The sequence below is a fragment of the Polynucleobacter hirudinilacicola genome, assembly GCF_002192535.1.
GTDB lineage: Bacteria > Pseudomonadota > Gammaproteobacteria > Burkholderiales > Burkholderiaceae > Polynucleobacter > Polynucleobacter hirudinilacicola.
In genome coordinates this window covers 839,901-864,084 of sequence record NZ_NAIA01000003.1, presented here as the reverse complement: position 1 = coordinate 864,084, position 24,184 = coordinate 839,901, and the positions used below count along the sequence as shown (strand labels likewise).

At 40.5% G+C, this 24,184-nt stretch carries 25 protein-coding genes and 2 tRNA genes; 16 read left to right on the top strand and 11 right to left on the bottom strand.

Annotated features, from left to right (window positions below):
* Position 1: 1 nt before the first annotated feature.
* From B6A14_RS08520 to B6A14_RS08505, 4 genes are read right to left on the bottom strand one after another with little or no spacing between them, the layout of a single operon-like run.
* Positions 2–928 (bottom strand): GNAT family N-acetyltransferase, encoded by a 927-nt coding sequence (locus B6A14_RS08520; protein ID WP_330831795.1) that lies wholly within the window; start codon positions 926–928, stop codon positions 2–4.
* Between the two features lie 44 nt (positions 929–972).
* Positions 973–1,377, bottom strand: a complete 405-nt coding sequence (locus tag B6A14_RS08515) for a diacylglycerol kinase (protein WP_087910034.1) — start codon at positions 1,375–1,377, stop codon at positions 973–975.
* A gap of 13 nt (positions 1,378–1,390) precedes the next feature.
* Positions 1,391–2,419, bottom strand: coding sequence for a glycosyltransferase family 4 protein (locus tag B6A14_RS08510; RefSeq protein WP_087910033.1), 1,029 nt, complete (start codon positions 2,417–2,419; stop codon positions 1,391–1,393).
* Entirely contained in the window at positions 2,416–3,225 is an 810-nt protein-coding gene (locus B6A14_RS08505) for a UDP-2,3-diacylglucosamine diphosphatase (RefSeq protein ID WP_087910032.1), read from the bottom strand. The genes B6A14_RS08510 and B6A14_RS08505 overlap by 4 nt, the downstream gene beginning before the upstream one ends.
* Before the next feature lie 103 nt (positions 3,226–3,328).
* Between B6A14_RS08505 and B6A14_RS08500 the strand changes: the two genes are divergently transcribed.
* On the top strand, positions 3,329–4,117 hold the full coding sequence (locus B6A14_RS08500; RefSeq protein ID WP_087910031.1) for a lysophospholipid acyltransferase family protein: 789 nt from the start codon (positions 3,329–3,331) through the stop codon (positions 4,115–4,117).
* Between the two features lie 66 nt (positions 4,118–4,183).
* On the top strand, positions 4,184–5,089 hold the full coding sequence (ppk2, locus tag B6A14_RS08495; RefSeq protein ID WP_087910330.1) for a polyphosphate kinase 2: 906 nt from the start codon (positions 4,184–4,186) through the stop codon (positions 5,087–5,089).
* Here the strand turns inward: ppk2 and B6A14_RS08490 are convergent.
* Together B6A14_RS08490 and B6A14_RS08485 are read right to left on the bottom strand one after the other, a co-directional pair.
* Complete coding sequence (locus B6A14_RS08490) at positions 5,086–7,170, bottom strand: TonB-dependent receptor (RefSeq protein ID WP_087910030.1); 2,085 nt, start codon at positions 7,168–7,170, stop codon at positions 5,086–5,088. The genes ppk2 and B6A14_RS08490 overlap by 4 nt on opposite strands.
* Before the next feature lie 81 nt (positions 7,171–7,251).
* A complete protein-coding gene (locus B6A14_RS08485) occupies positions 7,252–7,620 on the bottom strand; it encodes a hypothetical protein (RefSeq protein ID WP_087910029.1) in 369 nt (122 codons plus the stop codon).
* Positions 7,621–7,680: 60 nt separating this feature from the next.
* Here B6A14_RS08485 and B6A14_RS08480 point away from each other — a divergent pair.
* From B6A14_RS08480 to B6A14_RS08455, 6 genes are all read left to right on the top strand, one after another.
* Positions 7,681–7,757, top strand: a tRNA-Pro gene (locus B6A14_RS08480).
* 36 nt (positions 7,758–7,793) lie between these two features.
* Positions 7,794–7,870, top strand: a tRNA-Arg gene (locus B6A14_RS08475).
* Between the two features lie 178 nt (positions 7,871–8,048).
* Positions 8,049–9,359, top strand: coding sequence for a phage integrase SAM-like domain-containing protein (locus B6A14_RS08470; RefSeq protein WP_087910028.1), 1,311 nt, complete (start codon positions 8,049–8,051; stop codon positions 9,357–9,359).
* Positions 9,360–9,401: 42 nt separating this feature from the next.
* Entirely contained in the window at positions 9,402–9,872 is a 471-nt protein-coding gene (locus B6A14_RS08465) for a hypothetical protein (protein WP_087910027.1), read from the top strand.
* Between the two features lie 144 nt (positions 9,873–10,016).
* Complete coding sequence (locus tag B6A14_RS08460; RefSeq protein ID WP_087910026.1) at positions 10,017–10,262, top strand: hypothetical protein; 246 nt, start codon at positions 10,017–10,019, stop codon at positions 10,260–10,262.
* Between the two features lie 2 nt (positions 10,263–10,264).
* On the top strand, positions 10,265–10,507 hold the full coding sequence (locus B6A14_RS08455; protein WP_087910025.1) for a hypothetical protein: 243 nt from the start codon (positions 10,265–10,267) through the stop codon (positions 10,505–10,507).
* On the opposite strand, the gene B6A14_RS10335 is transcribed toward B6A14_RS08455, so the two are convergent.
* Both B6A14_RS10335 and B6A14_RS10330 read right to left on the bottom strand, forming a co-directional pair.
* Entirely contained in the window at positions 10,504–10,677 is a 174-nt protein-coding gene (locus B6A14_RS10335) for a hypothetical protein (RefSeq protein WP_201721499.1), read from the bottom strand. The genes B6A14_RS08455 and B6A14_RS10335 overlap by 4 nt on opposite strands.
* A 2-nt stretch (positions 10,678–10,679) precedes the next feature.
* Positions 10,680–10,823, bottom strand: a complete 144-nt coding sequence (locus tag B6A14_RS10330; protein WP_201721498.1) for a hypothetical protein — start codon at positions 10,821–10,823, stop codon at positions 10,680–10,682.
* 66 nt (positions 10,824–10,889) lie between these two features.
* Here B6A14_RS10330 and B6A14_RS08450 point away from each other — a divergent pair, with 66 nt between their 5' ends.
* Positions 10,890–11,294, top strand: a complete 405-nt coding sequence (locus B6A14_RS08450) for a hypothetical protein (protein WP_087910024.1) — start codon at positions 10,890–10,892, stop codon at positions 11,292–11,294.
* Between the two features lie 36 nt (positions 11,295–11,330).
* Here the strand turns inward: B6A14_RS08450 and B6A14_RS08445 are convergent, their stop codons facing one another.
* On the bottom strand, positions 11,331–11,804 hold the full coding sequence (locus tag B6A14_RS08445) for a DUF6641 family protein (protein ID WP_330831800.1): 474 nt from the start codon (positions 11,802–11,804) through the stop codon (positions 11,331–11,333).
* A gap of 685 nt (positions 11,805–12,489) precedes the next feature.
* Between B6A14_RS08445 and B6A14_RS08440 the strand changes: the two genes are divergently transcribed.
* Both B6A14_RS08440 and B6A14_RS08435 read left to right on the top strand, forming a co-directional pair.
* Entirely contained in the window at positions 12,490–12,987 is a 498-nt protein-coding gene (locus tag B6A14_RS08440; protein WP_087910022.1) for a hypothetical protein, read from the top strand.
* Positions 12,988–13,307: 320 nt separating this feature from the next.
* On the top strand, positions 13,308–13,883 hold the full coding sequence (locus B6A14_RS08435; RefSeq protein ID WP_087910021.1) for a tyrosine-type recombinase/integrase: 576 nt from the start codon (positions 13,308–13,310) through the stop codon (positions 13,881–13,883).
* On the opposite strand, the gene B6A14_RS08430 is transcribed toward B6A14_RS08435, so the two are convergent.
* Positions 13,875–14,270 (bottom strand): hypothetical protein, encoded by a 396-nt coding sequence (locus B6A14_RS08430; RefSeq protein ID WP_087910020.1) that lies wholly within the window; start codon positions 14,268–14,270, stop codon positions 13,875–13,877. The two genes, B6A14_RS08435 and B6A14_RS08430, sit on opposite strands and share 9 nt — an antisense overlap.
* A complete protein-coding gene (locus B6A14_RS08425) occupies positions 14,260–15,039 on the bottom strand; it encodes an AAA family ATPase (RefSeq protein ID WP_087910019.1) in 780 nt (259 codons plus the stop codon). The genes B6A14_RS08430 and B6A14_RS08425 overlap by 11 nt, the downstream gene beginning before the upstream one ends.
* A 103-nt stretch (positions 15,040–15,142) precedes the next feature.
* On the opposite strand from B6A14_RS08425, the gene B6A14_RS08420 reads away from it, so the two are divergent.
* From B6A14_RS08420 to B6A14_RS08395, 5 genes are all read left to right on the top strand, one after another.
* Positions 15,143–15,913 carry a hypothetical protein gene (locus B6A14_RS08420; protein ID WP_087910018.1) on the top strand — a complete coding sequence of 257 codons (771 nt, stop codon included), beginning with the start codon at positions 15,143–15,145 and terminating at the stop codon, positions 15,911–15,913.
* Positions 15,914–15,927: 14 nt separating this feature from the next.
* Positions 15,928–17,466: a class I SAM-dependent DNA methyltransferase gene (locus B6A14_RS08415; RefSeq protein WP_087910017.1), complete on the top strand. Its 1,539-nt coding sequence runs from the start codon at positions 15,928–15,930 to the stop codon at positions 17,464–17,466.
* Positions 17,463–18,617: a restriction endonuclease subunit S gene (locus tag B6A14_RS08410; RefSeq protein WP_087910016.1), complete on the top strand. Its 1,155-nt coding sequence runs from the start codon at positions 17,463–17,465 to the stop codon at positions 18,615–18,617. Before B6A14_RS08415 ends, B6A14_RS08410 begins: the two co-directional genes overlap by 4 nt.
* Positions 18,618–21,956 (top strand): DEAD/DEAH box helicase family protein, encoded by a 3,339-nt coding sequence (locus tag B6A14_RS08405; RefSeq protein WP_087910015.1) that lies wholly within the window; start codon positions 18,618–18,620, stop codon positions 21,954–21,956.
* Between the two features lie 200 nt (positions 21,957–22,156).
* Complete coding sequence (locus B6A14_RS08395) at positions 22,157–23,785, top strand: ATP-binding protein (protein ID WP_087910013.1); 1,629 nt, start codon at positions 22,157–22,159, stop codon at positions 23,783–23,785.
* Positions 23,786–24,184 lie beyond the last annotated feature (399 nt).

Genomic DNA, 24,184 nt, shown 5'->3' with positions numbered 1-24,184 from the left:
ATTACAAACCTAAGAAGTGTTTTGCGTAACGTGGATTGATATCCGATAAGCGCAGCATGGTTAGCAAGTCCGCCGTATTAAAGTCTGGATCCCAGGCTGGTGAACTGCAAATCTTAGCGCCAAGCTTGAGGTAGCCTTTAATTAGTGGAGGGGCGTCTACTTCTAATCCACCGTTTAGTTTATCTAATGGCAGTGGAAGACGAGGGAAGGCATGAAACTCCGTTGGCGCCATTTGATCGCTATTGAGAGAGTTGTATAAGCTCGCTGCAAAGTGGCCACCATCAGCCATCGGAATACTGGCACAGCCAAGCATGATTTCATAACCATTCTTTTGCATGTATTGTGCTAAACCACTCCATAGGGCCATGATGACCGCACCAGAGCGATAGTCTTGGTGGACGCAAGAGCGACCTAATTCAACCAATTTTGGGCGTAAATGATCTAAACGGGATAAATCAAATTCCGCATCAGAATATAAGCGGCCAATTTCTTGTGCTTTGTGTGGAGGTAACACGCGATAGGTACCAACCACTTTTAAAGTATCTTGGTCACGGATTAATAAATGATCGCAGTATGCATCGAATTCATCAATATCTAGACCTTCTGCATTTTGAGAGAGGTTTGCACCCATTTCTTCCGCAAAAACTTTGTAACGCAATCTTTGCGCTTCTTTAACTTCACTAGAAGAGCTAGCCCATTCAATTTGAAATGATGGCTTCTTCGCTTTAGTAACTGGATTTACTGTTGGTGCTATTTCAACTGCAGCAATCTCTGCACGTGCTTTAGTAGCAAATTTCTTACCAAAGAGCTTCTTGGCTAGTTTTTTAGAAAGCTTCTTAAAGGGGTTTGATTTGGGGACAGTAAGCTTTTTCTCTTTTTTGATGGAGAAAATTTCAAAGGCGCCAATTGGGTTCGGAATATCTGACATAAGTAAGCCTTATTGAATGTTTGTATGACTGTAGAGGTCGTTTGTTACAGTTTTAAGACAAGCGGAATGCATACTGCAGACCACATTAAAAGGGCAATGAATAGGGCTAGCATTACAGCTGCTGAGCCAAAATCTTTAGCTCTTTTGGATAAATCGTGATGTTCAAAAGAGATGCGATCAATAGCTGCCTCTACGCTAGAATTTAATAACTCCACAACCAGCACCATGATCAAGGAAGAAATTAGTAAAGCTTTTTCTAGGTTAGTAGTTGGTAGGTAAAGGGCGACTGGGGTCAATATTGCAAATAGGGTGAGCTCTTGTCTGAATGCACTTTCCTCTAAAAAAGCGTAAACCAAACCACACCAAGAGTTTTTGGCAGCGTGCCAAGCCCTGGTTAATCCTCGATTGCCTTTATGAGGATTTTGGTTAATGTGGTATTTAGAGTTCAAGTGATGCCTTCTTTTAAGCTAGCGCTGTCACGTGTACTTCAGGTGATGGAACTGGCTTGAGGTGATTTACAAATTGCTCGGAAGCAGCTTTCCATGAGAATTTCTCAGCATGTGCACGCGCTGCCTCGCGAGGAATCTTTAATGCCGCAATGCACGCTTCACGCAAATCCTCGTTCATAGCCCCAGCAGGAGAATCACCCAAGACATCAATAGGGCCGGTTACTGGATAGGCAGCCACAGGAGTGCCGCAGGCCATTGCTTCAAGTAGTACTAAGCCAAAGGTATCGGTTTTACTGGGGAATACAAAGACATCGGCAGCCGCATAAACTTTAGCTAATTCATGTTGCTGTAATACGCCGAGATAGTTAATCTCTGGATATTTTTCCTTGATGCTAGCCATTGCAGGGCCATCACCAACTACCCACTTTGAGCCTGGTAAGTCGATCTCTAGAAATGCATTAATATTCTTTTCTACGGCAACGCGACCTACATATAAAAAGATTGGATGCGCCGTATTAAGAGCTTTGGATTCTTGCATCTTAAATACATCAAGATCTACGCCTCTTGACCACAGTACTACATTGCGCAGGCCATACTTTTCTAAATCATCTTTCACCACAACGGTTGGTGCCATTACCGCCATTGATGGACCATGGAACCAGCGAATAAATGCATAGGTAATTCCAAGAGGAATACCCGTACGAGCTTTTACATACTCAGGAAAGCGAGTGTGATAAGCAGTAGAAAATGGCAGATCATTCTTCACGGCATATGAGCGTGCAGATAGACCTAGTGGACCTTCGGTTGCAATATGCATTGCATCAGGCGCGAATTCTTTAATACGGCGCGATACTTCTTTTCCTGGAAATAGGGAGAGGGCGATATCTGGGTAAGTTGGACAGGGAATGGACTTGAAACCATTGGGGGTAATCATTTCTACTTCATGACCCATTGCAGTTAGTTCAGCACGAGTTTGTTTTAGGGTGCGAACAACACCATTTACCTGTGGATCCCATGCATCGGTGATGATCATAATTTTCATAGCGCAGCCTCTTTGATGAGTGGTTGAACGGCAGGTTGGAAAGAAATTTCTGGAATTTCAAGTGGCTCACCTTTAATGTGTGGCCAATGAATAATTTTGAGTTCCCCGGTATGGGTTTCAACTAATGCAGTGAGGCTCTCTACCCAGTCACCATCGTTGCAATAGAGGAGACCGTCAATTTCACGGATCTCGGCTTTGTGAATATGGCCACAAACAACACCATCACAGCCGCGCAGACGCGCTTCTCTAGCCATAATGTGTTCAAAGTCAGCAATATAGCTAACGGCATTCTTCACTTGGTGCTTGAGGTATTGAGACAGGGACCAGTATTGCAAACCCATCTTGACCCGCAACATATTGAAATATCGATTGATATACAGAATGAAGGAATAAAGCGTATCACCTACATAGGCCAACCACTTAGCGTACTGCATTACTCCGTCAAATAAGTCGCCATGGGTCACCCAGAGCTTTCTGCCGTCTAAGGTTGTATGAATGCATTCTTCGACTACTTTGACATCACCAAAAGAGAGGCCAAAGAATTGTCTGGCACTTTCATCATGATTGCCTGGGACATAGATAACTTCAGAGCCTTTACGAGCCTTACGTAATAGCTTTTGAACTACGTCGTTATGTGCCTGTGGCCAGTAAAATGATTTTTTCAGCCTCCAGCCGTCGATAATGTCGCCTACCAAATAGAACTTGTCAGCCTCGTTATGCTTTAAGAAATCGAGGAGGTAGTTTGCCTGACACCCTGATGTTCCTAGGTGTACGTCTGAAATCCAGATGGCTCTGTAATGCATCATGAAACAACATTAAGCCAAGTGACTGTGTAAGCATCATGACAGTTCTAAGACACTTTTATGACGATGCATATATGATTTACGATAGTGAATATAGCTAGCTCTTATGACACATACAATTCAACCCTCGCAACGTGCCACCCCATTTCTTCTATACATCACCCTCTGGTTTCTGGTGTGGCTGCATGTATTACGCGGGGCAATGACCTTGCTAGTACTTTTTCCATTCCTAAATGCTAATGGCAAGAAGCAACATATCCAAAGATGGTCAAAACGACTATTGAAGATTTTCGGTATTCAGTTGCAAGTTAACAATGTAGATGCTCTTACAGACTCCTCCTGTTTACTAGCGGCTAATCACGTGTCTTGGATGGATATTCATGCGATTAATGCTTTCAAACCGATTCGCTTTGTAGCCAAGTCTGAAGTTGAGCGGTGGCCAATTTTTGGATGGATGGCAAAACAACTAGGAACGGTTTTTATCAATAGAGAGAGCTCAAGACATGCCAGGCAGGTTGTTACTGATATGGCTGTGCTATTAAAAACCCAGTCAATTTGTATATTTCCTGAAGGTACTTCTACTATCGGTAAAAGTGTTCAGACCTTTAAGCCTAATTTATTTGAAGCGGCTGCTCAAGCAGAGGTTCCGGTATGTACTCTAGCTCTAGCGTATTTCGATCAAATTACCGGTGAACATTCTGAAGTTCCTGCTTTTATCGGTGACATGGGTTTGATCGGTTCTATGGCCAGCATATTGAAAAATCGAAGACTACGGGTGGTATTAACATTCTTTTCGCCTATCAAAGCAAAATCAGGTCAGGCATTGGATCGAAAAGGTCTAGCACTGCATAGTCAGGAGCAAATAGCCCAATACTTAGCAAAAAACTGCAATTAAACGGGTTGTAATATATATGTCATATATATATTCTAAAAATGTGAATATAAGGACGATATGAAGCGTATGACATCAAAGCATAAAGAGATGGCCGAGTGGTACAAACGTGCTCAAGAAGAAATTCTGGATAGCATGGATGAAGAGCTCGAGATGGAAATGGATGATGGCCGCCTCTCGGTTGATGGCGATGGCAATTCAACCGTCCCCCGAAATGTTTACTTCAAAGAGTTATTTAGACTCCAAAGCGAACTAGTCAAACTACAAGACTGGGTTGTTGCTAATAAAGTGAAGGTTGCCGTTTTATTTGAAGGACGTGATTCCGCAGGTAAGGGTGGTGCTATTAAGCGTATCAGCCAGCGCTTAAACCCTCGAGTTTGCAAAGTCGTTGCCTTACCAGCGCCAAATGAACGCGAGAGAACTCAGTGGTATTTTCAGCGTTACATATCTCAACTTCCTGCAGGCGGGGAGATAGTTCTTTTTGATCGCAGCTGGTACAACCGAGCTGGCGTTGAAAAAGTCATGGGATTCTGCACCAAGAAAGAATATGAAGAATTCCTCAGAACAGTTCCTGATTTAGAGCGCATGATGATCAGCTCTGGAATCATTCTGATTAAGTATTGGTTCTCTATTTCCGATGATGAACAGTACAACCGTTTCATGATGCGAATTCATGATCCTTTAAAGCAGTGGAAGTTAAGTCCCATGGATCTAGAGGCTCGTCGCCTTTGGGAGGCTTACACTAAAGCTAAAGAGACCATGCTAGAGCGTACGCATATTCCTGAGGCGCCATGGTGGGTTGTTGCGGCAAACGATAAGAAAAAAGCTCGCTTAAACTGCATCAGCCATCTCTTGACTCAAATTCCATATCACGAAATTTCACATCCAGAGATTACGCTTCCAGCTCGAGTCCACAATCCAGATTACTTACGTGGACCCGTCCCGCCTGAGATGTACGTGCCAGATTTGTATTAAAACGTACCCCGTAGCCCAACCATAAAGCTTCTACCTGGCTGAGGTGCATACAGTCTCACAGCCATTGGAGTGGTTGCATACCGAATCTGCTCATTGAGTAAGTTCTTCATATTGAGATAAACAGTCCAATTCACCTGCTGAATTTTTTCTGTATACGAGATGCCAGCATTTAATAGGTTGTAACTTGGTGCTGGACCTTGTTCCCAGCTTGCCAGGCGGTTTTGCTGATAGCTATAGATATAAGTCGCATTAGTGAGCCAGCCATTGCGTTGATGCGCTATCTCAGCGCCAAGTCTTGGTGCTGGTTGCAAAGGTAAATTACCGCCTGCATCAAAGCTTCCTTGCGAGGCATCACCAAAAACTCTACCGCCAAGACCTGGCTCACGCCAGTTATAGGTCAATTCACCTTCAATACCCTTAATGGTTGCCGCTGCCTGTTGAGCGACTACTACAGAAAAATTCTCAACATCCGGAACAGATTGACCAGTGTAATAGCCATAAATATAGTTATTAAAGCGATTAGCATAGACACTTGCTTTACCACGCAATAAGCCACTTGTCCTTTGGATATTGAACTCTAGATTATGGGATGTTTCTTTATTGAGATTCGGATTGCCAATATCAAAGGTTGCAGTAGATTCATGAGCACCATAGGAGTAAAGCTCTTGCGCACTAGGTGCTCGTTGTGAAACGGTATAAGCCACACCGACACCATGACCTTGCATAAAGTTCCATAAACCTCCTGCAGAGTAGGACATCAAATTAAAAGTGCGGTTCTGTAAGGTGATGCTGGGTGTATCAGCACCCGTATTCATGACTTGCGTTTCTAACTCAGTTCCCAGGTTAGGCTTTTGTGCCACGTTGTTATAACGCAGACCCAAATTACCTTGTAAGGAGTTCCATTTGCCTTCCTCAATCCAGAAAAGGGCATTCGAGTTAGTCTTGGTGGGCGGTACGATCGCATAGCTTCCGGTACCTACTTCGGTGGCATTGAGTGATGCAGTAGAAACTTGCGCTCCAAAGGTGCCTTTCCAGCCAGCAATCGGATTATGAGCTAATTCAAAACGGGCCTCATTAGCAATATTCTTCCACAGAGATGCTGCTTCGCCAGTATTCGTAAATTCAGTATGGTTGTAATTACTATTTGCAGCACTAAATTTAAATGATGAGAAGCCAGCAAAAGGGTCACGCGTTTGATGCTGCAAGTCATAACGATTCTGCGACTGATTAATTGATCCACCTTCAGGTGTCGGAATGCCATAGTTATTATTTAAACGCTCAACCGATACACCGGTGTAACCGTTTTGCCCTATATAAGAAACTCCAACTCCCAAATTGTTTTGATTGCTAAAGGTATTGGGAAGTTTCCCTGTGTAGTTATTACCTCCATTTCCACCTTCTGGAACTGTCCAACCGCCAACAGGTTCGCCTTGTGACTGTGTCGAGCTGCCAGGTATGCGGTAATTGTTGGCATTATTAATTGCGGTATCTACGTGTACGGCTACTGATCCGATGGCACCATCAACCTCAAGTGATCCAGCACGTCCATTATTAACAGTTTCATAACTAGTATTAATTGCACCCGTTGCTCTATCAGGAAGATTAGTCAGAATACGGTCATTCACCACATTCACTAAGCCACCACTTGAGCCTGAGCCATAGAGTAGGGCTGCAGCCCCTCTCAGAATCTCAACTTGGTGGGCATTTTGCATATTGTTGCCAACAGCATGATCTTGGGAGATATTAGAGACATCTCCAACAGATAGACCATTTTGTAAGATTTGCACTCGTGAACCCTCCAGGCCACGTATGACTGGACGAGAAGAGCCAGCGCCATAGCCTGTGGCAGAGACGCCTAATTCATTTGCTAGAGTTGCCCCAAGCGTTGTTCCCAGTTTATTGAGTAACTCATCGCCCTGTAAAACCTTGGTTGGCGTCAAGATGCTTTGGGTAGCTTCTTGTGATCCAGTAGCGGTAATTTCTAGATTTGGTGTTTGTGCTTTGGCTGAACTAAATATCATTCCATAGATGGAAACAGACAAAATTGTTTTGCAAACATACAAAGAATGTTTGTGATTCATTGAGTACCTCTCAGTCCATACAACATCGATGAGATGTTGCTTAAATCGAAAGCCTAGGAAAGACCCAGGCAGCTATAACGATTACAGAATGAAAGCAGGGGGAGCGCGCGATTGATAGGAGGCAGTAGTAGATTCAATGAGAACTAGATCTACTGAAGCAATCTTCGCAGGGGCATGAGCAGAATGACGAACTACATCAGAATCGCCAACTGGTACGAATCCAGCTAATGTCAGCGCATCAAATAAATGGCACGCATCCGAGCTATGGGTAAGACCAGCAACAGAATCATCAGCAGAGCACTGTTCAATACTCTGGCTATGTAAGCCAGCATGAGAAATGCTGTGGCTAAAGCCAACCCAGTGGGTTCCCAAAAGGCAAAAAAGGAGCAAAGCTACTGAAAAAGCAGTTTGAAAGCGCTTCAAATATTTGCTGGAAAAATAGGCAACCATGCCCCGAATCTTACAGGATTTGCCCGAAAGAGCCCTCTCGGTGTAGAATATCTATTCCGTCGGAGTGTAGCGCAGCCTGGTAGCGCACCTGCTTTGGGAGCAGGGGGTCCAAGGTTCGAATCCTTGTACTCCGACCACTTTCCCTTATTGTTCTAGATAGACCCAGCATACATCTGCCCATAGCTCAGCTGGATAGAGCAACGCCCTTCTAAGGCGTAGGTCGCACGTTCGAATCGTGCTGGGCAGGCCAAAAATACTATATAAAACATAGACTTATAAAAAATAAGGATTTTCAAAAAGTGTTGCACACTGGTTGCACACTTTGTTTATAGGCTATACACTAAAAACTAATTTAAAAACTGAGCTTTTGCATGCCAGAAAAGTCTTCAAAAACAATCGTTATACGAAGCAAAGAGCTCAACATAACAATGCGAGCACGCAGTAGCTATTGGCAAATTCATCTTAAAGTCAAATCAATTAATAAGTGGCTGAAAAAGAGTAGTGGCACTGGTGATGCAATAGAAGCAACCAGAGCAGCTGAAGATTGGGCAGCTGACATTCGTGCATCAGAACGAAGAGGTTTCCCACTTGTTAGTAAAAAGTTCAAAGCTGTTGCAATGACAGTGAGCGCAAAATACAAAGCAGAAATCAAAGCTGGCACTGGAAAACCAAAATACGCTGATTACTATCGCGCAATTGACCAATACCTAATTCCATTTTTTGGTAATCACAATATAGACAGAATTACGCCAGCCATCATTGCAGAGTTTCATCAGTGGCGCCTTACAAAGGTAGGCAGACAACTAAAGCAAAGCACTCAACACACCCATAATCTAGCCCTTACTAAAGTCTTCAATGAAGCTATTGAGCTTGGTTATATGACAGAGTTTTTACGGCCTAGCATGAAAAATACTGGTGAGAGTGGAGAAGCCAGAGGATTTTTTACACATACAGAATTAACTGCACTGCAAACCTATTTACAAAAATGGGCATTAGAGGGAAGAACTGAGGCTACTCGTAACTTGCGAGAATTGCTTTGTTTGTATGTAGCTTTTGTTGCTGGCACTGGTGTAAGACCAGGCACAGAAACAAAAGAGCTGAAGTGGAAACATATTGAGTTTGTGCAACAGAAAAATACTCGTGTTATTCATATCACATTGCCACAAGGAAAAATAGGGGCTCGTAATCTAATAGCTCGCCATGAGATTTGGCACATTCTAGACAAGCTGAGAGCGCTACAGGTTGAGTATCAAGAAATTACCTTAGATGAATTGATTGCCAGAAGAGAGGATGCTTACCTATTTCGTATGCGAGATGGCATTAGACCTTATAGCTTTGTAAATGTCTTTGGCGATGGTATTCGTGCTGCAAAAATGCTGACTAATAATAAGGACGACAAAGGGCGAAGCCTATATAGCCTACGTCATTACTATGCTACTCAACGTATCTTAGAGGGCTATAGCTACGAAGAATTAGAAACCCAGATGGGTACAAGTGCCAGCATGCTCAAAGACCACTATAACCACCTTAATCCATTAATGATTGCTGAACGATTGGCTGGAGAGCAAGGCAGTGCTAATGGTGGCGAGATAGCAGTCAATTTTGCCAATATTGCAAAAGCCAATGTGATTGGCTTGGTTGGTTTGGCTACTGGCGTTTATCTAAACTTAGAGCAGCAAAACCCAGATGCTGCCAAAGAACTAGAAGAGCACTTGCTCAAAAGTCCCAAATCAAGCTAGGGTAATATAAATGACAAACTATCTACCTACGACTACAAATTCATGAGTAATTTAGTCCAAGACTACTTTGAAGGTAGGGCTAGACAAGCTATTGCCTTGGCAGCAAAGCGAGTTAGTGATCTGCGCTTTTTTGAACAAGTGCACCTAAGACTCAAGGTTGACGAGGATTTAACTAAAGAAGTGCCAGCCTTTAAGCAATACGACAAAAAAGAAGCCATCGCCAAAGTAAAAGAATTAGTTGCGCGATGCCACCAAGACTTAAAGCAAGGCTATTGGGTGGTAGAAGAGGGTATTTCTCAAAAGGTCAAAACTGAGTTTAGAGATGCTGAGCTTGTGCCACGCTATTTTGTGGAATACAAGATTGCCACTAGAAATGGCAAAGTAACAGCCAATGTGAGCACTATTGGTGCAAATATTGCAGTTGAACTTGAGGCAAGTGGGGATAGGTTAAATCAAGAAAAAGCTATTGAAGAGGCTGGTAAGGTTTTAATGTGGGCAAATATAAAAAAATAAAGCTCACATCATGAGCTTCAAAGGGTATAGCATTTAATAACCAAGGAGAAAGATATCAAAAAGAATCTCGCGTATCTATTGCTATTAATTGCAACCCCAGTACTTTCACAGACCACCTACTATTCTGACTCTAATGGGATGCCTATGGGCACAGCACAAAGAAGTGGAAATACTACCTATTATTCAAATGCCAATGGCATGCCAATTGGGACAGCCCAGCAAAGTGGGAGCACAACTTACTATTCAAATGCTAATGGGATGCCAGTAGGCACAGCACAATCCCCACAACCCATTCAGCCACTACAGTTTCAGCAAGCACCAATGAATGCTCCATCAGCGCCAACATTTCCAACTAGCCCATTATTTCCAAGCAGTCCAAGAGGAATGTAATCATGACAAGTCCAAAAAACAATGAGTGGGTTCAGCAATATGCTGACAACCTTGGCTGGAATGTATTGAGAGAGCACTACGAGGACAATAAAAATAATGATGAATTTAAGTCAATGACTACTTTAGAAGTAGAGCAATGGTTTTTGGAACAAGTGAACCAGAGACGAAAAGAGCAAGGATTGGAATTAAAAACTATTGAGCAAATAAAAGAGCTATTACAGATTCCATACAGAATCAGAACTTAATTGGTAGATTGATAAACTTTAGCTAACTGCTGTTGTGCCTTAGTAATTTTTTGCCTATCACGCTCTGTTTTAAGCTGCTTACTAATGTTATCTTTTTGAGTCTTTAACGCAGCAATACGAGACTGCTGTGGCGTGAGTGGCTTGACGCTAGTAATTTCTTTAATGACCACGATTAAATTTGCGTTGGAATGCTAATCACATTATTCAAGCCAAATTGAGCTTGCAATATTTTGGTTGCAAAGTTGGTGTTTTCAGCAAATACGATAGTGGTAACCACCAACCCACTTGCTCTAACAGTTGCACGAAATTGTTTCATGATAATATTTATATGTAATTGAAATAAAGCTAGCTAAAATATATTTCCTTCAATAAAGGGGTAGAAATGAAAAAAATTATCACATTACTTTTTGTGACAACATTCTCCATGCTTTTAATTTCGTGTGGCGATAATTCAATCAATGCATCTAAAAAAGTAGAGGTAATTACGGGTCAAGAAAACATACTTTCAGATTTAATTTTTGGAAAGACAACAGCAGATAAATTGGCAATAACGCATTTGAATAAGCGTTTTGAGTTCATGGGTCAAATTACTGGCAGAACTACAGAAGGGAATGCCACCATTGTTAGTATTGAAAATGGAAGAGCCATTTGTAGCTTTACTGACCAACAACAGAGATTGGCTGTATCTGATATTGGAAGAAGTTGTTGGCTTTGGACTGGAACTTTAACTTCAGCAGATGGTGGTAGATTGAAATTTGATAATTGCTCCTTTAGAGCTTGTCCTTAAGTATTAAAACAAGCCCCTTAGGTAAGGGGGCTTGTTTTATTTTATAAATGCTATTCTCGTAGCTTCACTAACCTCACTAATTGCTTCATCTAAGTCACCATTTAAAACAGCAACTTTTAATGATTTAAGTGTATTGATAAGCTCTTCACCACTGTTTAATTCAATGGCATTGGCCTTGGTCTTTTTGTTCAAGGTCAATGTTTTGGCACCATATTTGACAGCAAGATTGATTTTCCCAGTATCACCAATCCAAAACCACTCCTTCACACGCTTAATTGTTTCAGCAGTAATACGCTCACCAGTTTGCTTATTAACAAATGTTTTTAAGCGTGTAGGAGCATAAGTTTTTCCAGCTTGTTGTGCTTCACATAATTCCAATTGCTCATGTAGCTTGGCACATAGCTTGTTACGACGATGAACAATAGGTGCAACAGTTTGATGCTTCTTGCTAGTCACTAGTTTGAGTGAATTTAATGCGCTCATTTTGTTCTCCTTAAAGTTAATGGGCACATTAAATTTATTACCAGAGTAGGTGTTTGGACGACCTCTATTTGCCAGCAAAAACCTAATATTTCACTTAAAAATAGTTGGCTTTATTTGGTCTTGCATAAATAACTATACAAATGAGATATAAAAGTTGGCACGCTGAATGTAATAGTGCTGCGTAATCTGTTCTGATGTGTGACAGTATGCAATTGGGTTGCTCATTACTCGCTGTATTGCACTAACTAGCTAGATGCTAGATGCCTTAAATGCCACACCACTGTGTAGAAGCGTTTGCAATACTGTAATGGTTAGTAGTGTAGTAATACACGAATAAAGTGAGTGGGACTGCCACCAATGAACCCACAAACACTCCATAAAGCTACTGCGCAAGGCTGTGGAAGTGTTGCGTTAGACGAGCACTTAAAAGGTGATAGCAAAACCTACCTTTCTTGTTAAATCAAGTTGTGTGTTGCCAGTTGTTAAAACCTCAGTAAAGGTGATTAGCTAAAAGCCACGCTTGATAAAAGAAGCGTGGCTTGTGCTTCCTAGTAAAGATGATCTAAAAAATCATTAAAAGAAAGTGCTGAATAAAAGCGTTAGCTTTTATGAAAGCACAAGTTAGCGTAGCTAACTTCAACAAATGTATGTAAAACTATATTAAAAAATATAACTATGCTAATCTTAATGTCATATTGCCTAGGAGATAAAAATGAATTATTGCAAAATGTTTCTAATAATTGGTTTGTCAATATTTGCCACAAATGCAATTTCCCAACAGAACAAAAGATTGTCAGTTTCTGGTAAGCCACAAGATGAGGCATATTGTGCAATATTGGGTGATACTAGAATTCCAGATAAAAAATGTTTAGGAGAAGACCCTAAAAATCACACAACAATAGTAAGAACTGCGTATGGCATTAATTATGATTTCGCAATAAGGAGCACTGATAACCCAGCTTTGTGCAAAACAATTGATTATGTAAAACCACTATTAAATTTTTTAGGAAGCAAAAATATTAAATACGAGCAAACTTATAGCAACAGTATTTGCTATTACAAATTTGTGATTAACACGAAACAAGATTTATGTTCTCAACAAGCATTAAGCTTGCTTGATAATGGAAGCTCCTCAATTACAAAGCTTGAACTTACAAAAGCTAATAATTGGAATCAAACTACAACATCTTTCTCAGAAGCTTGTAAATAAAGCTTAAATAAACACACTACAAACGCTTAAATCACTACAACTAATAGCAATACAGCAGAGACACGCTTAAACAGCGTGTAGTGCTTTTACGCAAGTCTGCGTAATTCTGTAGTCTAAATCCCACAGATTCCATAAATAGCAATATGTAAGGAAATATGCAAAACCTTTGGTTTGTTCCTTAAAACCATGGTTCCCATGCGTAACCCATTGATTCTTGGAAGGATTTAAATTTGACACATTTTTGGCATAAAGAGGTCGTAGAAAACAAACAAATAAAACACAATTTAGCTATTGCAAAGTTATATTTAGGAAAAAACACAATGGCTAAACAAGCAAAAACGCTTACTCAAACAGAGCTACGCAGAGTTTTAGATTACATAGCTACACGCAAACACAGCACACGCAATAGGGCATTGCTTTTGACCACTTACTTGAGTGGCATGCGTGTGGGAGAAGTAAGTAGTTTACGATTTAAGGATGTTGTGGATGCAGAAGGCATGATAAGAAACGAAATACGCTTATTGGCTGAAAACACCAAGACAAATGAAGCAAGAACAGTATTTGTAAATGAAAAACTAAGAAAAGAATTAGAGGCTTACGCAGCCATATACACGCCTAAAAATATCAACTGCAAGTTCTTTTATAGTCAAAAGGCAAATAGTGATGGATTTACTGCAAATACACTTACCCAGTTTTTCCATTATCTCTACAAGCGCAGTGGTGTAGATGGTGCAAGCTCACACAGTGGGCGCAGAACCTTCATAACTAATCTTGCCAACAAGGGTATCAGCGTGCGTGTGTTAGCAAGTTTGGCTGGTCATAAAAGTATCAGCACCACCCAGTGCTACATTGATGTAAATGATGATATGAAGCGTAAAGCTGTAGAGTTAGCCTGAGATCAAATAGTAGTCATTTGGATATTCTTTCATCCATTGCCTAATTTTTTGGGCAGCATAATTTTTTGATGCAAAACCATCCTCCACCATTCTTGCATAAAGCGTAATCCTATTTGGAAATAATCCATTTGGAGTATGTATTGGCAGATTCTTTTTGCAATTTTTATACTTTCCTTTCATTACCTTGCTTAGATGAGCTCGTTGCTCAGCACTAACGACTTGTTTTTTCTTAATATCACTGATTAATTTTCTTGTTTTTTCACTATGCCTGAAGCCTTTTGTGCCACGACAACCAATCACAGACATGTGTTGTTTTATTGCGCCCCATTTAGAAAACTCCTCCCAATCAACTTCAGTGCCATTAGCAAGTTTCACTTTATTCAGCATAGCCAACTCCTGATAAAAGACCTTGTTCAGCCATATCTTGCCAATCTTTTTTATCTGCTGAGTAAAGTTTGCTCAATTTGATAATTGTGCGCAAACTTATACGATTTATGAATTCACGATTGTTATCAATCCACTCTAAAAGCATATTTTTTTCTTTATTGCTAAATTTGAATTCAGTTAGCATGTCCTGAACTAAAACCATATAACAGACCTGTTTAAAGAGACGATCTGGATCAGTATCACTAATGGTTATTGTTAGAGCGCGATCGTGAAGTGCGCTCAAGCGTGATAGATACTTCTCATTCTTATTGTCGTAACCAATATTTGTATTTAGAATTACGCTGCCATTAAATTTAAATCCATTTGGCACGCCCATAGCTTTAAGTAAATGTGTGCCTGATTCCCAATGAATCTCACGATTTGGCTTGGTGTCCATTGCTGCTTTAAGAATATTGACACCTGTAACGTCACCCAAAAATGTATCGCAATCATCTAAAAATAAGATGTGTCCATTGCTAGAAGCGCGATATAAGCTTCCATAAAGGCTCAAATTGCTTACCTTGCCATTAAGTAGCTCATAACGACCTGCAGCATGCTTCTTAAGTGCTTGCTCTACTGAGTAAGTTTTGCCTACCCCAGGTGGGCCTTGTAGTATCAAAGCGCGACAGCTGTCACTATTTTTGGCCATTTTTCGTATGAACGCATCAGGTTGTAGATAATTTTTATCTAGACGCTCAAAGTCTGCTGCAAATGTATTTTTGTAGTTCATTTCGTATCCTTTTTTCTACTAGCTAATGAATACATTATAAAATGGATGGTATTTTTGTGACAAATGGTAGTTTGTAAAATAATCAAAGTGCTAGTATTTTTATATGTCTATATCAACTAAAAAAGCCAAATCTTCTCGTTCTTTTGCGACACGTAAATACCCTGTTTTTGGTACTGGTGTTTACAACGAAAAAAATCCTCCTAAAACAGTTACCAGCAGCCCTTTTTATTGGTGGTTCAAGTTCCTACAATTAAATGAGGAATATGCAAAGTCAGTCAGAAAGCAAAGGACTAAAGTCTCAAAGCAAGTTGTTGAGGATTTTGGAAAGGTTGATAAGACTGATTTCAAATCTTGGTGGAAAACACACAGTCATCTATTCACTGAGCCAGAGACTGACTACAGCTTAATCATTGCTAGTAATAATGAAGAATTAGCCCCTTTTGATAGCAAAGACGTTATTAATTTGGTTGTGCCATTGCATTGGACAAATGTAGGTATTAAGAGAAGGGTTTCCCAATTAATAGACAAATTGGTGCCTAAGGCTCCAAAAGGTCAGCCTATAAGGCCATCTGATGCGCCATATAGGCTGGGTAGGAAATGGAGCATTATTGCCTTTGAAGCTGCTTACAATATCTATATGCTTAAAAAACAGTCAGATTTAGGTGTGTCACAGGGTAAAAAGAAGATACCTTGGGCAGATATTGCATTAATGGCAAATTTACCAATTGCAGTAAGAATGAATCAGGGAAAGCACTCATACGACAAAATTGCAGTTAGAAATGCTCTTACTGCAATTGCGATAAGACATTTTGATAGGGCAGAGGATTTTATAAAAGCTGCAGCAACAAACGAATTTCCAAGCAAAATAAATTAGAAGAAAAGAAAAAGATGCTAACTGGTGAATTAAAGAGTCAAGTTGATAAGGTTTGGGATAGCTTTTGGTCTGGTGGCATTTCCAATCCACTAGAAATCATTGAGCAGATTACCTATTTGTTGTTTTTACGCAGATTAGATGACTTGCAAACCTTAGAAGAAAACAAAAGTGCCAGACTAGGCAAGCCCATGGAAAAACGATTTTTTCCAGAAGGGTCAGATAGCAAGAGCTGCAAATATGAAGACATGCGTTGGAGCAGACTCAAGAACATGTCACCACAAGACATGTTTAATGTGGTCAATGACCATGTGTTTCCATTCTTGAGGGATATTGGTGGTGATGGCAGCACTTACAGCAAGCAGATGCAAGGGGCTCGTTTTACTATCCCTACACCTTTGCTACTGACAACAGCCATTGAGTTGCTTGACCAAATCCCTATGGAGGATAGAGATACCAAGGGTGATTTATATGAATACATGTTGGGCAAGTTGGCCAGTGCTGGACAGAATGGACAATTTAGAACGCCAAGACACATTATTAGATTGATGGTGGAGTTGACAGCTCCAACAGCCAAGGACACCATCTGTGACCCAGCCAGTGGAACTTGTGGCTTCTTGGTCAATGCCAGTGAATACTTGCGTGAAACGCATCCAGAAATACTCACTGATGCAAAAAGTCGTGAACACTTTCATAGCACAATGTTTCATGGCTATGATTTTGATAACACCATGTTGCGTATTGGTAGTATGAATATGTTGTTGCATGGTGTTGAGAATCCAGTAATCACCTATCGTGATTCACTTAGTCAAGACTACGCAGTTGAGGAAGAAAAATACAGCTTGATTCTGGCTAATCCACCATTTGCTGGCAGCATCAATATTGAGAATGCTGCAAAAGATTTATTGGCAGTAGTTAATACTAAGAAAACAGAGTTGCTGTTCATGGCTTTGTTTTTGAAGTTATTAAAACCTGGTGGTCGTGCTGCTGTAGTCGTTCCAGATGGAGTGCTGTTTGGAAACAGTAAGGCGCACAAAGAAATTAGGCGCATGTTAGTTGAGGAGCAAAAACTTGAAGCCGTGATTTCATTACCCAGTGGTGTTTTCAAGCCCTACGCTGGTGTCAGCACAGCCATCTTAATTTTTACTAAGACTAATAGTGGTGGCACAGACTCAGTCTGGTTCTATGACATGCTGGCAGATGGTTGGAGTTTGGATGACCAACGCAGACCATTACTTGACCCTAAAAAGCTTGGCGTAAGGCCAAACGAAAAGTTAACAGCAGAGGAGCATGTTAAGAACAACTTGCCAGATATTCTAGTGAGGTGGCAACAGCGTGAAGGGGCTGAGCGAAAAAATCCTAAAACTGCACAAAGTTTTGCAGTTGATAAAGCTGATTTAGTTGTGAATGGCTATGACTTAAGTTTAAATAGATATAAAGAAGTTGTGCACGAGCATATTGAGCATCTGCCCCCATTACAGTTGATTGCTGAGCTTAAAAGACTTGAGGCAGAAATAGAGGTTGGATTGATTGAGCTAGAGGGTATGCTCAAATGAGCTGGCCAATAGCCAAACTTGGCGAGCTCGTTGAAGTTCAGAATGGAGGCGCATTCAAAAGTTCAGAATATGCTGAGAGTGGCCATTTCCTAATGAGGATTACTAATGTGCAAAAAGGATACATTTCAAACAACAATCCTAAGTATGTATCTATTCAAATAAATTCAAAATTAAGGCAATTTATTTTGAATGAAGGCGACATTCTGATGTCATTAACGGGCAATGTTGGGCGAGTTGGAATTGTTAAGGGAAACAATCTTCCAGCTGCATTAAACCAGCGTGTAGCTAGATTAAAAATAAATTCTAAAGAAATTGATAAAAACTATCTTTTTTGGTTTTTAAATAATGATAAAACAAGAATAAAAATTGAAAGCTGTGGATATGGCGCAGCCCAAATAAATGTTTCCAGTAAACAAATTGAGCTAATTGAAATTCCACTTCCACCAATTGCAGAACAGCAGCGCATTGCAACTATTCTAGGTAAAGCTGAGGAAATTAGGCAAAAGCGTGAATGTGCAAGTGAGATGTTGAATAAGCTATCTAAAGAAGTATTTTCTGACATGTTTGCGCATTTGCTTGAAAGGCCAAATACTTCACTTGGAAATGCTTTTGATGTTAGGGATGGAACTCATGATTCCCCTAAGTTTCAATCTGAGGGTTACCCTTTAATTACATCAAAGAATTTGAATAATAATAAAATTAATTTTGAAAATGCTAATTTTATAAGTTCGCAAGATTTTGAAGCAATTAATAAGCGCTCAAAGGTTGAATATTGCGATATTTTGATGCCAATGATTGGAACAATAGGCAACCCAATTGTCATTTATGAAAAAACCCCTAAGTTTGCAATTAAAAATGTAGCCCTAATCAAAACTGGAAATTTAGAAGCCTCATTGTATGTAAAAGCATTGCTTGAAACAAAATACTTTGAAAGATATGTGGCGAAAGAAAGTAAAGGAGGAACTCAAAAATTTCTTAGTCTAGGAAATATAAGAGATTTCCCTATTTATATGCCAAGCAATGAACAATTGCATAAGTTTGCTAAGATTTCTAATAATGTTATTCAAACTCAAAAGTCTTTAGATAACTCACGATTTAAATTGCACGAACTTCTATTAAGCTTTCAATCCTCATTACTAGCCAACGATTAAATGAGTAATTTTGCCTTCCTTCAAAAAGAGTGGTTTTCTATCTGTGATAGTGCAACCAAGGCAGAGGGTTATTTAAATTCAGATACTCGTGCTGCTTGCTGGTATGCACGCATGACCTTAGAGCAAATTGTGGATTGGCTATATAGGTATGACCTCAATTACAAAAGTTATGAGCCTAGTCTAGGTGCTAGAGTGCATGACCCATGCTTTCGTTCCAATGCTGGTGAAAATATCTTCACCAAAGCCACTGTCATTATGTCTATTGGCAATCGTGCTGCACATGGCAAAGCTGCCAAGCAAGCAGAGGCCTATACAGCCATTCAAGAGTTATTTCATGTTGCGTATTGGTTGGCTAGAACTTATGGAGATAAGGCAAGACCAGACCCTAGTTTGCAGTTTGATGAAAAACTAATTCCAGTAGCTAAAAAGCAAGACACAATTAGTGCTGAACAGTTGCGCAGCTTTGAAGATAAGCTAAGGCAAGAGCAAACAGAAAAAGATGCACTCAAGCAAGAGCTTGAAGCTTTGCGTGTTGAGTTTGCCAAGGCCAAGGCTGCTAATCTACAAACACCAGATACACACAACTATAACGAAGAACAGACTCGTGACTACTTTATTGACTTACTGCTAAATGAAGCTGGCTGGGCATTAGATAAAACTGAAGATAGGGAATATGAAGTAGCTGGCATGCCCAACAATCAAGGCATAGGCTTTGTTGATTATGTGTTGTGGGGTGATGATGGCAAGCCATTAGCAGTAGTGGAGGCCAAAAAGACCAGAAGAGATGCCAGAGTAGGTCAGCAACAAGCCAAGCTTTATGCAGATTGCTTAGAGACCAAGTTTGGTCGTCGTCCAGTTATCTATTACACCAATGGCTATGAGCATTGGTTTTGGGACGATGCTTCTTCAGCACCAAGACCAGTAGAAGGTTTTCATAAAAAGGATGAACTTGAATTGCTCATGCAGCGTCGTTCAAGTCGTCAAGGCCTTGCCAAGTTAGAGATTGATAACGCTATTGTTGAGCGTAGTTATCAACACCAAGCCATACGCAGCATTACAGAGGCTATTGAGCAGCACAATCAAAGACGTAGTTTGGTGGTCATGGCCACTGGTAGTGGCAAGACTAGGACTGTGATTGCTTTGGTTGACTTACTCATGCGTGCTGGTTGGGTTAAGCGTGTGTTGTTTTTGGCAGATAGGGTTTCCCTAGTCAAACAAGCCAGCAGAGAGTTTGGCAAGCATTTGCCCAATGTGCCAGTGATAAATCTACTCAATAGCACTGACGCACAAGGTAGGGTCTATGTCAGCACTTATCAAACCATGCTCAATCAAATCAACAATACAGACACCACTGTTAAAAAGTTTGGCATTGGCTTTTTTGATTTGATTATTGTGGATGAGGCACATCGTAGTATCTACAGCAAATATGGCGCGATTTTTAATTACTTTGACAGCTACTTGGTTGGCTTAACTGCTACCCCTAAAGATGAAGTAGACAGAAATACCTACAACCTATTTCAGATGCAAAATGGTGTGCCAACCTATGCCTATAGCCTAGATGACGCAATCACTGCTGGTTATCTTGTGCCACCTAGGGCTATTTCAGTGCCAGTGCATTTTCCTCGTGATGGCATTAGATATGACGAGCTGAGTGAAGATGAAAGACAGCAGTGGGATGAATTGGAGTGGGGTGAGGATGGTCCACCAGATGAGGTAGACCCAGCTGCTATGAACCAGTGGCTATTCAATCAAGACACTGTAGACCAAATTATTCAGCACATGATGACCAAAGGTCAAAAGGTTGCCAGTGGTGACAGAATTGGTAAAACAATCGTATTTGCCAAAAATAACTTACACGCCCAATTCATAGCAGAGCGTTTCAATATCAACTATCCCCAATACAAGGGAGAGATGGCTAGAGTTATCACCTATCAGACTGAGTATGCACAAAGTTTAATTGATGATTTTTCTAATAAAGACAAGGCACCACACATTGCCATCAGCGTAGACATGCTTGACACTGGTATTGATGTGCCAGAGGTAGTCAATCTCGTATTTTTCAAGCGTGTGCGCAGTAAAACCAAGTTTTGGCAGATGATTGGTAGAGGCACAAGGCTTTGTAAAGACTTGTTTGCGCCCAATGAAGATAAAAAGTTTTTCTACATCTTGGACTATTGCCAGAATCTAGAGTATTTCAAAGAAAACCCAGAAGCCAGTGATGGCTCTAGCAGTGATAGCTTGGATTCTCAGCTTTTCAAAAATCGTATTGAAGTGCTGACCACGCTTGATGCAAGAAAAGATACCAATACCAAAGACGAGCAAGACCTACGAGAGTATTCAGCTGCTTACTTGCATGAGTTAGTAGCCAATATGACCATGGACAATATTGTTGTGCGTCCCAAGCGCAAGTTTGTAGAAAAGTTCAGTAATGCATCCAGTTGGCAATCCATGACTACTGTTGATGCTGCAGAGGCAGCCACTGAGTTGGCTAACTTGCCTTCACAGAAAATTGACTCAGAAGAAGAGGCCAAACGCTTTGATTTGGCAATTATTAAATTACAGCTCTGTGTATTGCGTGGAGACAAAGGCTTTGAGCGTTTACAAAGCTATGTAAGAGCAATTGCTACAGCATTGGAGTTGCAAGAAAGTATTCCAGCTATTAGAGCGAAGATGGAGTTAATTCAATCCCTTAATAGTGATGACTGGTGGACTGATGTCACAGTAGGCATGTTAGAGCATGTGCGTATCCAATTACGAGGTTTGGTCAAGCTGATTGAAAGAGCCAAGCGCAGCATTGTGTTTACCAACTTTGGTGACACCATTGGTGAAGGTGTTGAGATTGACTTGCCTATCAAGGTGGGTGGCCTAGACTATGAACGATTCAAGGCCAAATCTAGAGAGTTCTTACGCCAACATGAAAGCAAGTTAGCCATCAACAAATTGCGTCGTAATTTGCCAATCACAGCTACAGATTTGGCTGAATTGGAGATTATTTTGCTTGAGCAAGCTGGTGGTGATAGCAATTTGATAGACAAGGCCAAACAAGAGGCGCATGGACTAGGACTTTTTGTGCGCTCATTGGTGGGATTGGATAAGGCAGCTGCAACAGAAGCTATGAATGTGTTTTTGACTGATTCCACAGCAACAAATAGGCAGATTGAGTTTGTGAACTTGATTGTGGACGAGCTGACCAAGAATGGCGCAATGGAAGATGGGCGTTTATATCAAAGCCCATTTGTAGATATGGCTCCCACTGGACCAGAAGGAATATTTTCCTCAGACAAAGTTCAGCAACTATTTGCATCAATCAATGAAGTAAGACTGCGTGCTGTGGCTTAAAATAAGACATGACCTCTTTAACCTCTCAACAATCTAAAGTTTGTCCAAGCTGTCGCAATTTGACCCCACCAGAATTGCAAGTAAAAAGAATTTCACGCAGTAGTGGCAAACAAACAATTTCCTTTCGTTGCAAGGCGTGTAACGATAAAGGTAAACAAGGTAAGAATGGCGCCATTAAAACTCTTTAAGGAGTTGATTGTATGGAAATATCTGCTTTTAACAAAGAAATCATCACTTCTTTCTCTAATACTTTTATTGAGATGTCTGGGGCAAAGTCTTGTTTGCAAATAAATCACAGCGAGCATAAATTATTCAATAATTTGAAATGCCAGAAGCTTGATACTACCCATTACAAGACTGAAGCTTTACCAACCACAGGGCATTGGGATATTATTTTTGGTGATTTCCCTTTTGGAATGACCCCAGGCTCTTTGCAAGATGCTAATCCACGACTTAGCTACAGTATCAACGCTATTCTTTCAATACTGAAGCATCTCAATGAAGGTGGTTATGCAATATTTACTGCTGAACCATCAGCACTACAACATAATGTGAAATCAATTAGGCATCATTTGGAGTTTGTAGGTTGCGAGGTTGCAGCAATATTTGCCACCCCAGACTCGCTCCTTAAGCACTACACCAGCATCAAGGTTCCTTTAATAGTTTTAAAAAAAGGGCAGGTTGATAAAGAATTTATAGCTGAAATTGACTCAGCTATCCAATCAGAGAGACTGGTTCAGTCTTTTTTTGATAAGACAGAGGGGCAAAATTTACTGACAGGTGTCTGGGTAGAGAAAAACTCTTTTGAAGGTTTTTATAGATGGAAAATTCAGCAACAGATTCATTCTTTGCAATCAGAATATAAAAACTTCAATAAGCTTTCTATTGAAGACATATCTGATTCAGTGAATCTCTGTAAATTGAATGAGCAGTTTTTGGAAGCTGACAATGCTATCTATATTCCAAAACTAGGTGCAAACCCTGTTGTAGGTGATATTAATCAGGTAAAAATCAAGCATCAAAATGTTATTCAAGTAATCTGTAAGCAAGACTTGGTGGATGCGACATACCTTGTTTATTTCTTTGGATCAACGCTTGGTAGATTAATCATTGATTCCCTTCGTTCACAAAGCTTCATCCCTAGCATTAGTAAGAGCGATATTCTTAAGACAGAGATTGCCATTCCACCCTTGGATGTTCAGCGCGAAATAGTTAGTTCAATTTCAAAATTGAACTTTATCAAAAACAAGATCAGTCAATTTGAGGAAAATCTAGCATTAAATCCAATAAGCTCACAAAATGAGCTCAACCAGATTGACTCAATTTTGGAGGCTGTAGGTGAACTTGCAAACCCAGATAAGATCAAATCCTTAATTAGGGCTGGTGAATCAAAGTCTGTTGAATTCAAGCAAACATTCAGTCTTGATGTTGAAAGACAGGTTAAGGAGCCTAGAATTGAAGATTCAGCGATTAAAACTATTGCTGCATTTTTAAATAGTGATGGTGGCACCCTGCTGGTGGGAGTGCATGATTCAGGGGAAATCACAGGCAATGAGGTTGAAATTGATAAATTCTTTAAATCAACAGATAAGTTTCTTCTCCATGTGAAAAACAGAATTAAGACCAGAATTGGTGAGCAGTTTTATCCCTTTATTAACCAGCATTTGGTTAGCGTGGAAGGTAAGCTCGTTTTAATGGTTGAGTGTGATCCATCGCCAGACGAGGTTTTTGTTGACGAAAAAGATTTTTATGTAAGAACTAATCCTGCTACTGATAAGCTAGAAGGTAGAAAGCTTAGTGACTACATCAAACATCGTTTTAAGCATTAATTAGGTTGCACACTTTGTTGCACACCTAATTTTTATCGCTATAAGCGATTGAAATATATAGACTTTCCAGCAACCACGATTTCTTCTAAGGCGTAGGTCGCACGTTCGAATCGTGCTGGGCAGGCCAAACAACTGACTTGCTCTTGAGATTACATCAAAAACCCCAGTTTATAGCACTCAGTTGACCCGATATTGACCAAGCTTTTTCGTTCTCATGTAACGGCAAGGTGGGGCTTAGGTTGATATTTAAGTATCTGGTTGTAATTCTTGCGCTATCTTCTTCAGGTCTTTTTCTCGCTCCTTTCGAAGGTCGCGTAATTGCCACCATGCAAATAGTAAAACTCCTCCAAAAATTAGCACTACTTCAAACAAGATAACGGAGCCAAAATTATCCATAAA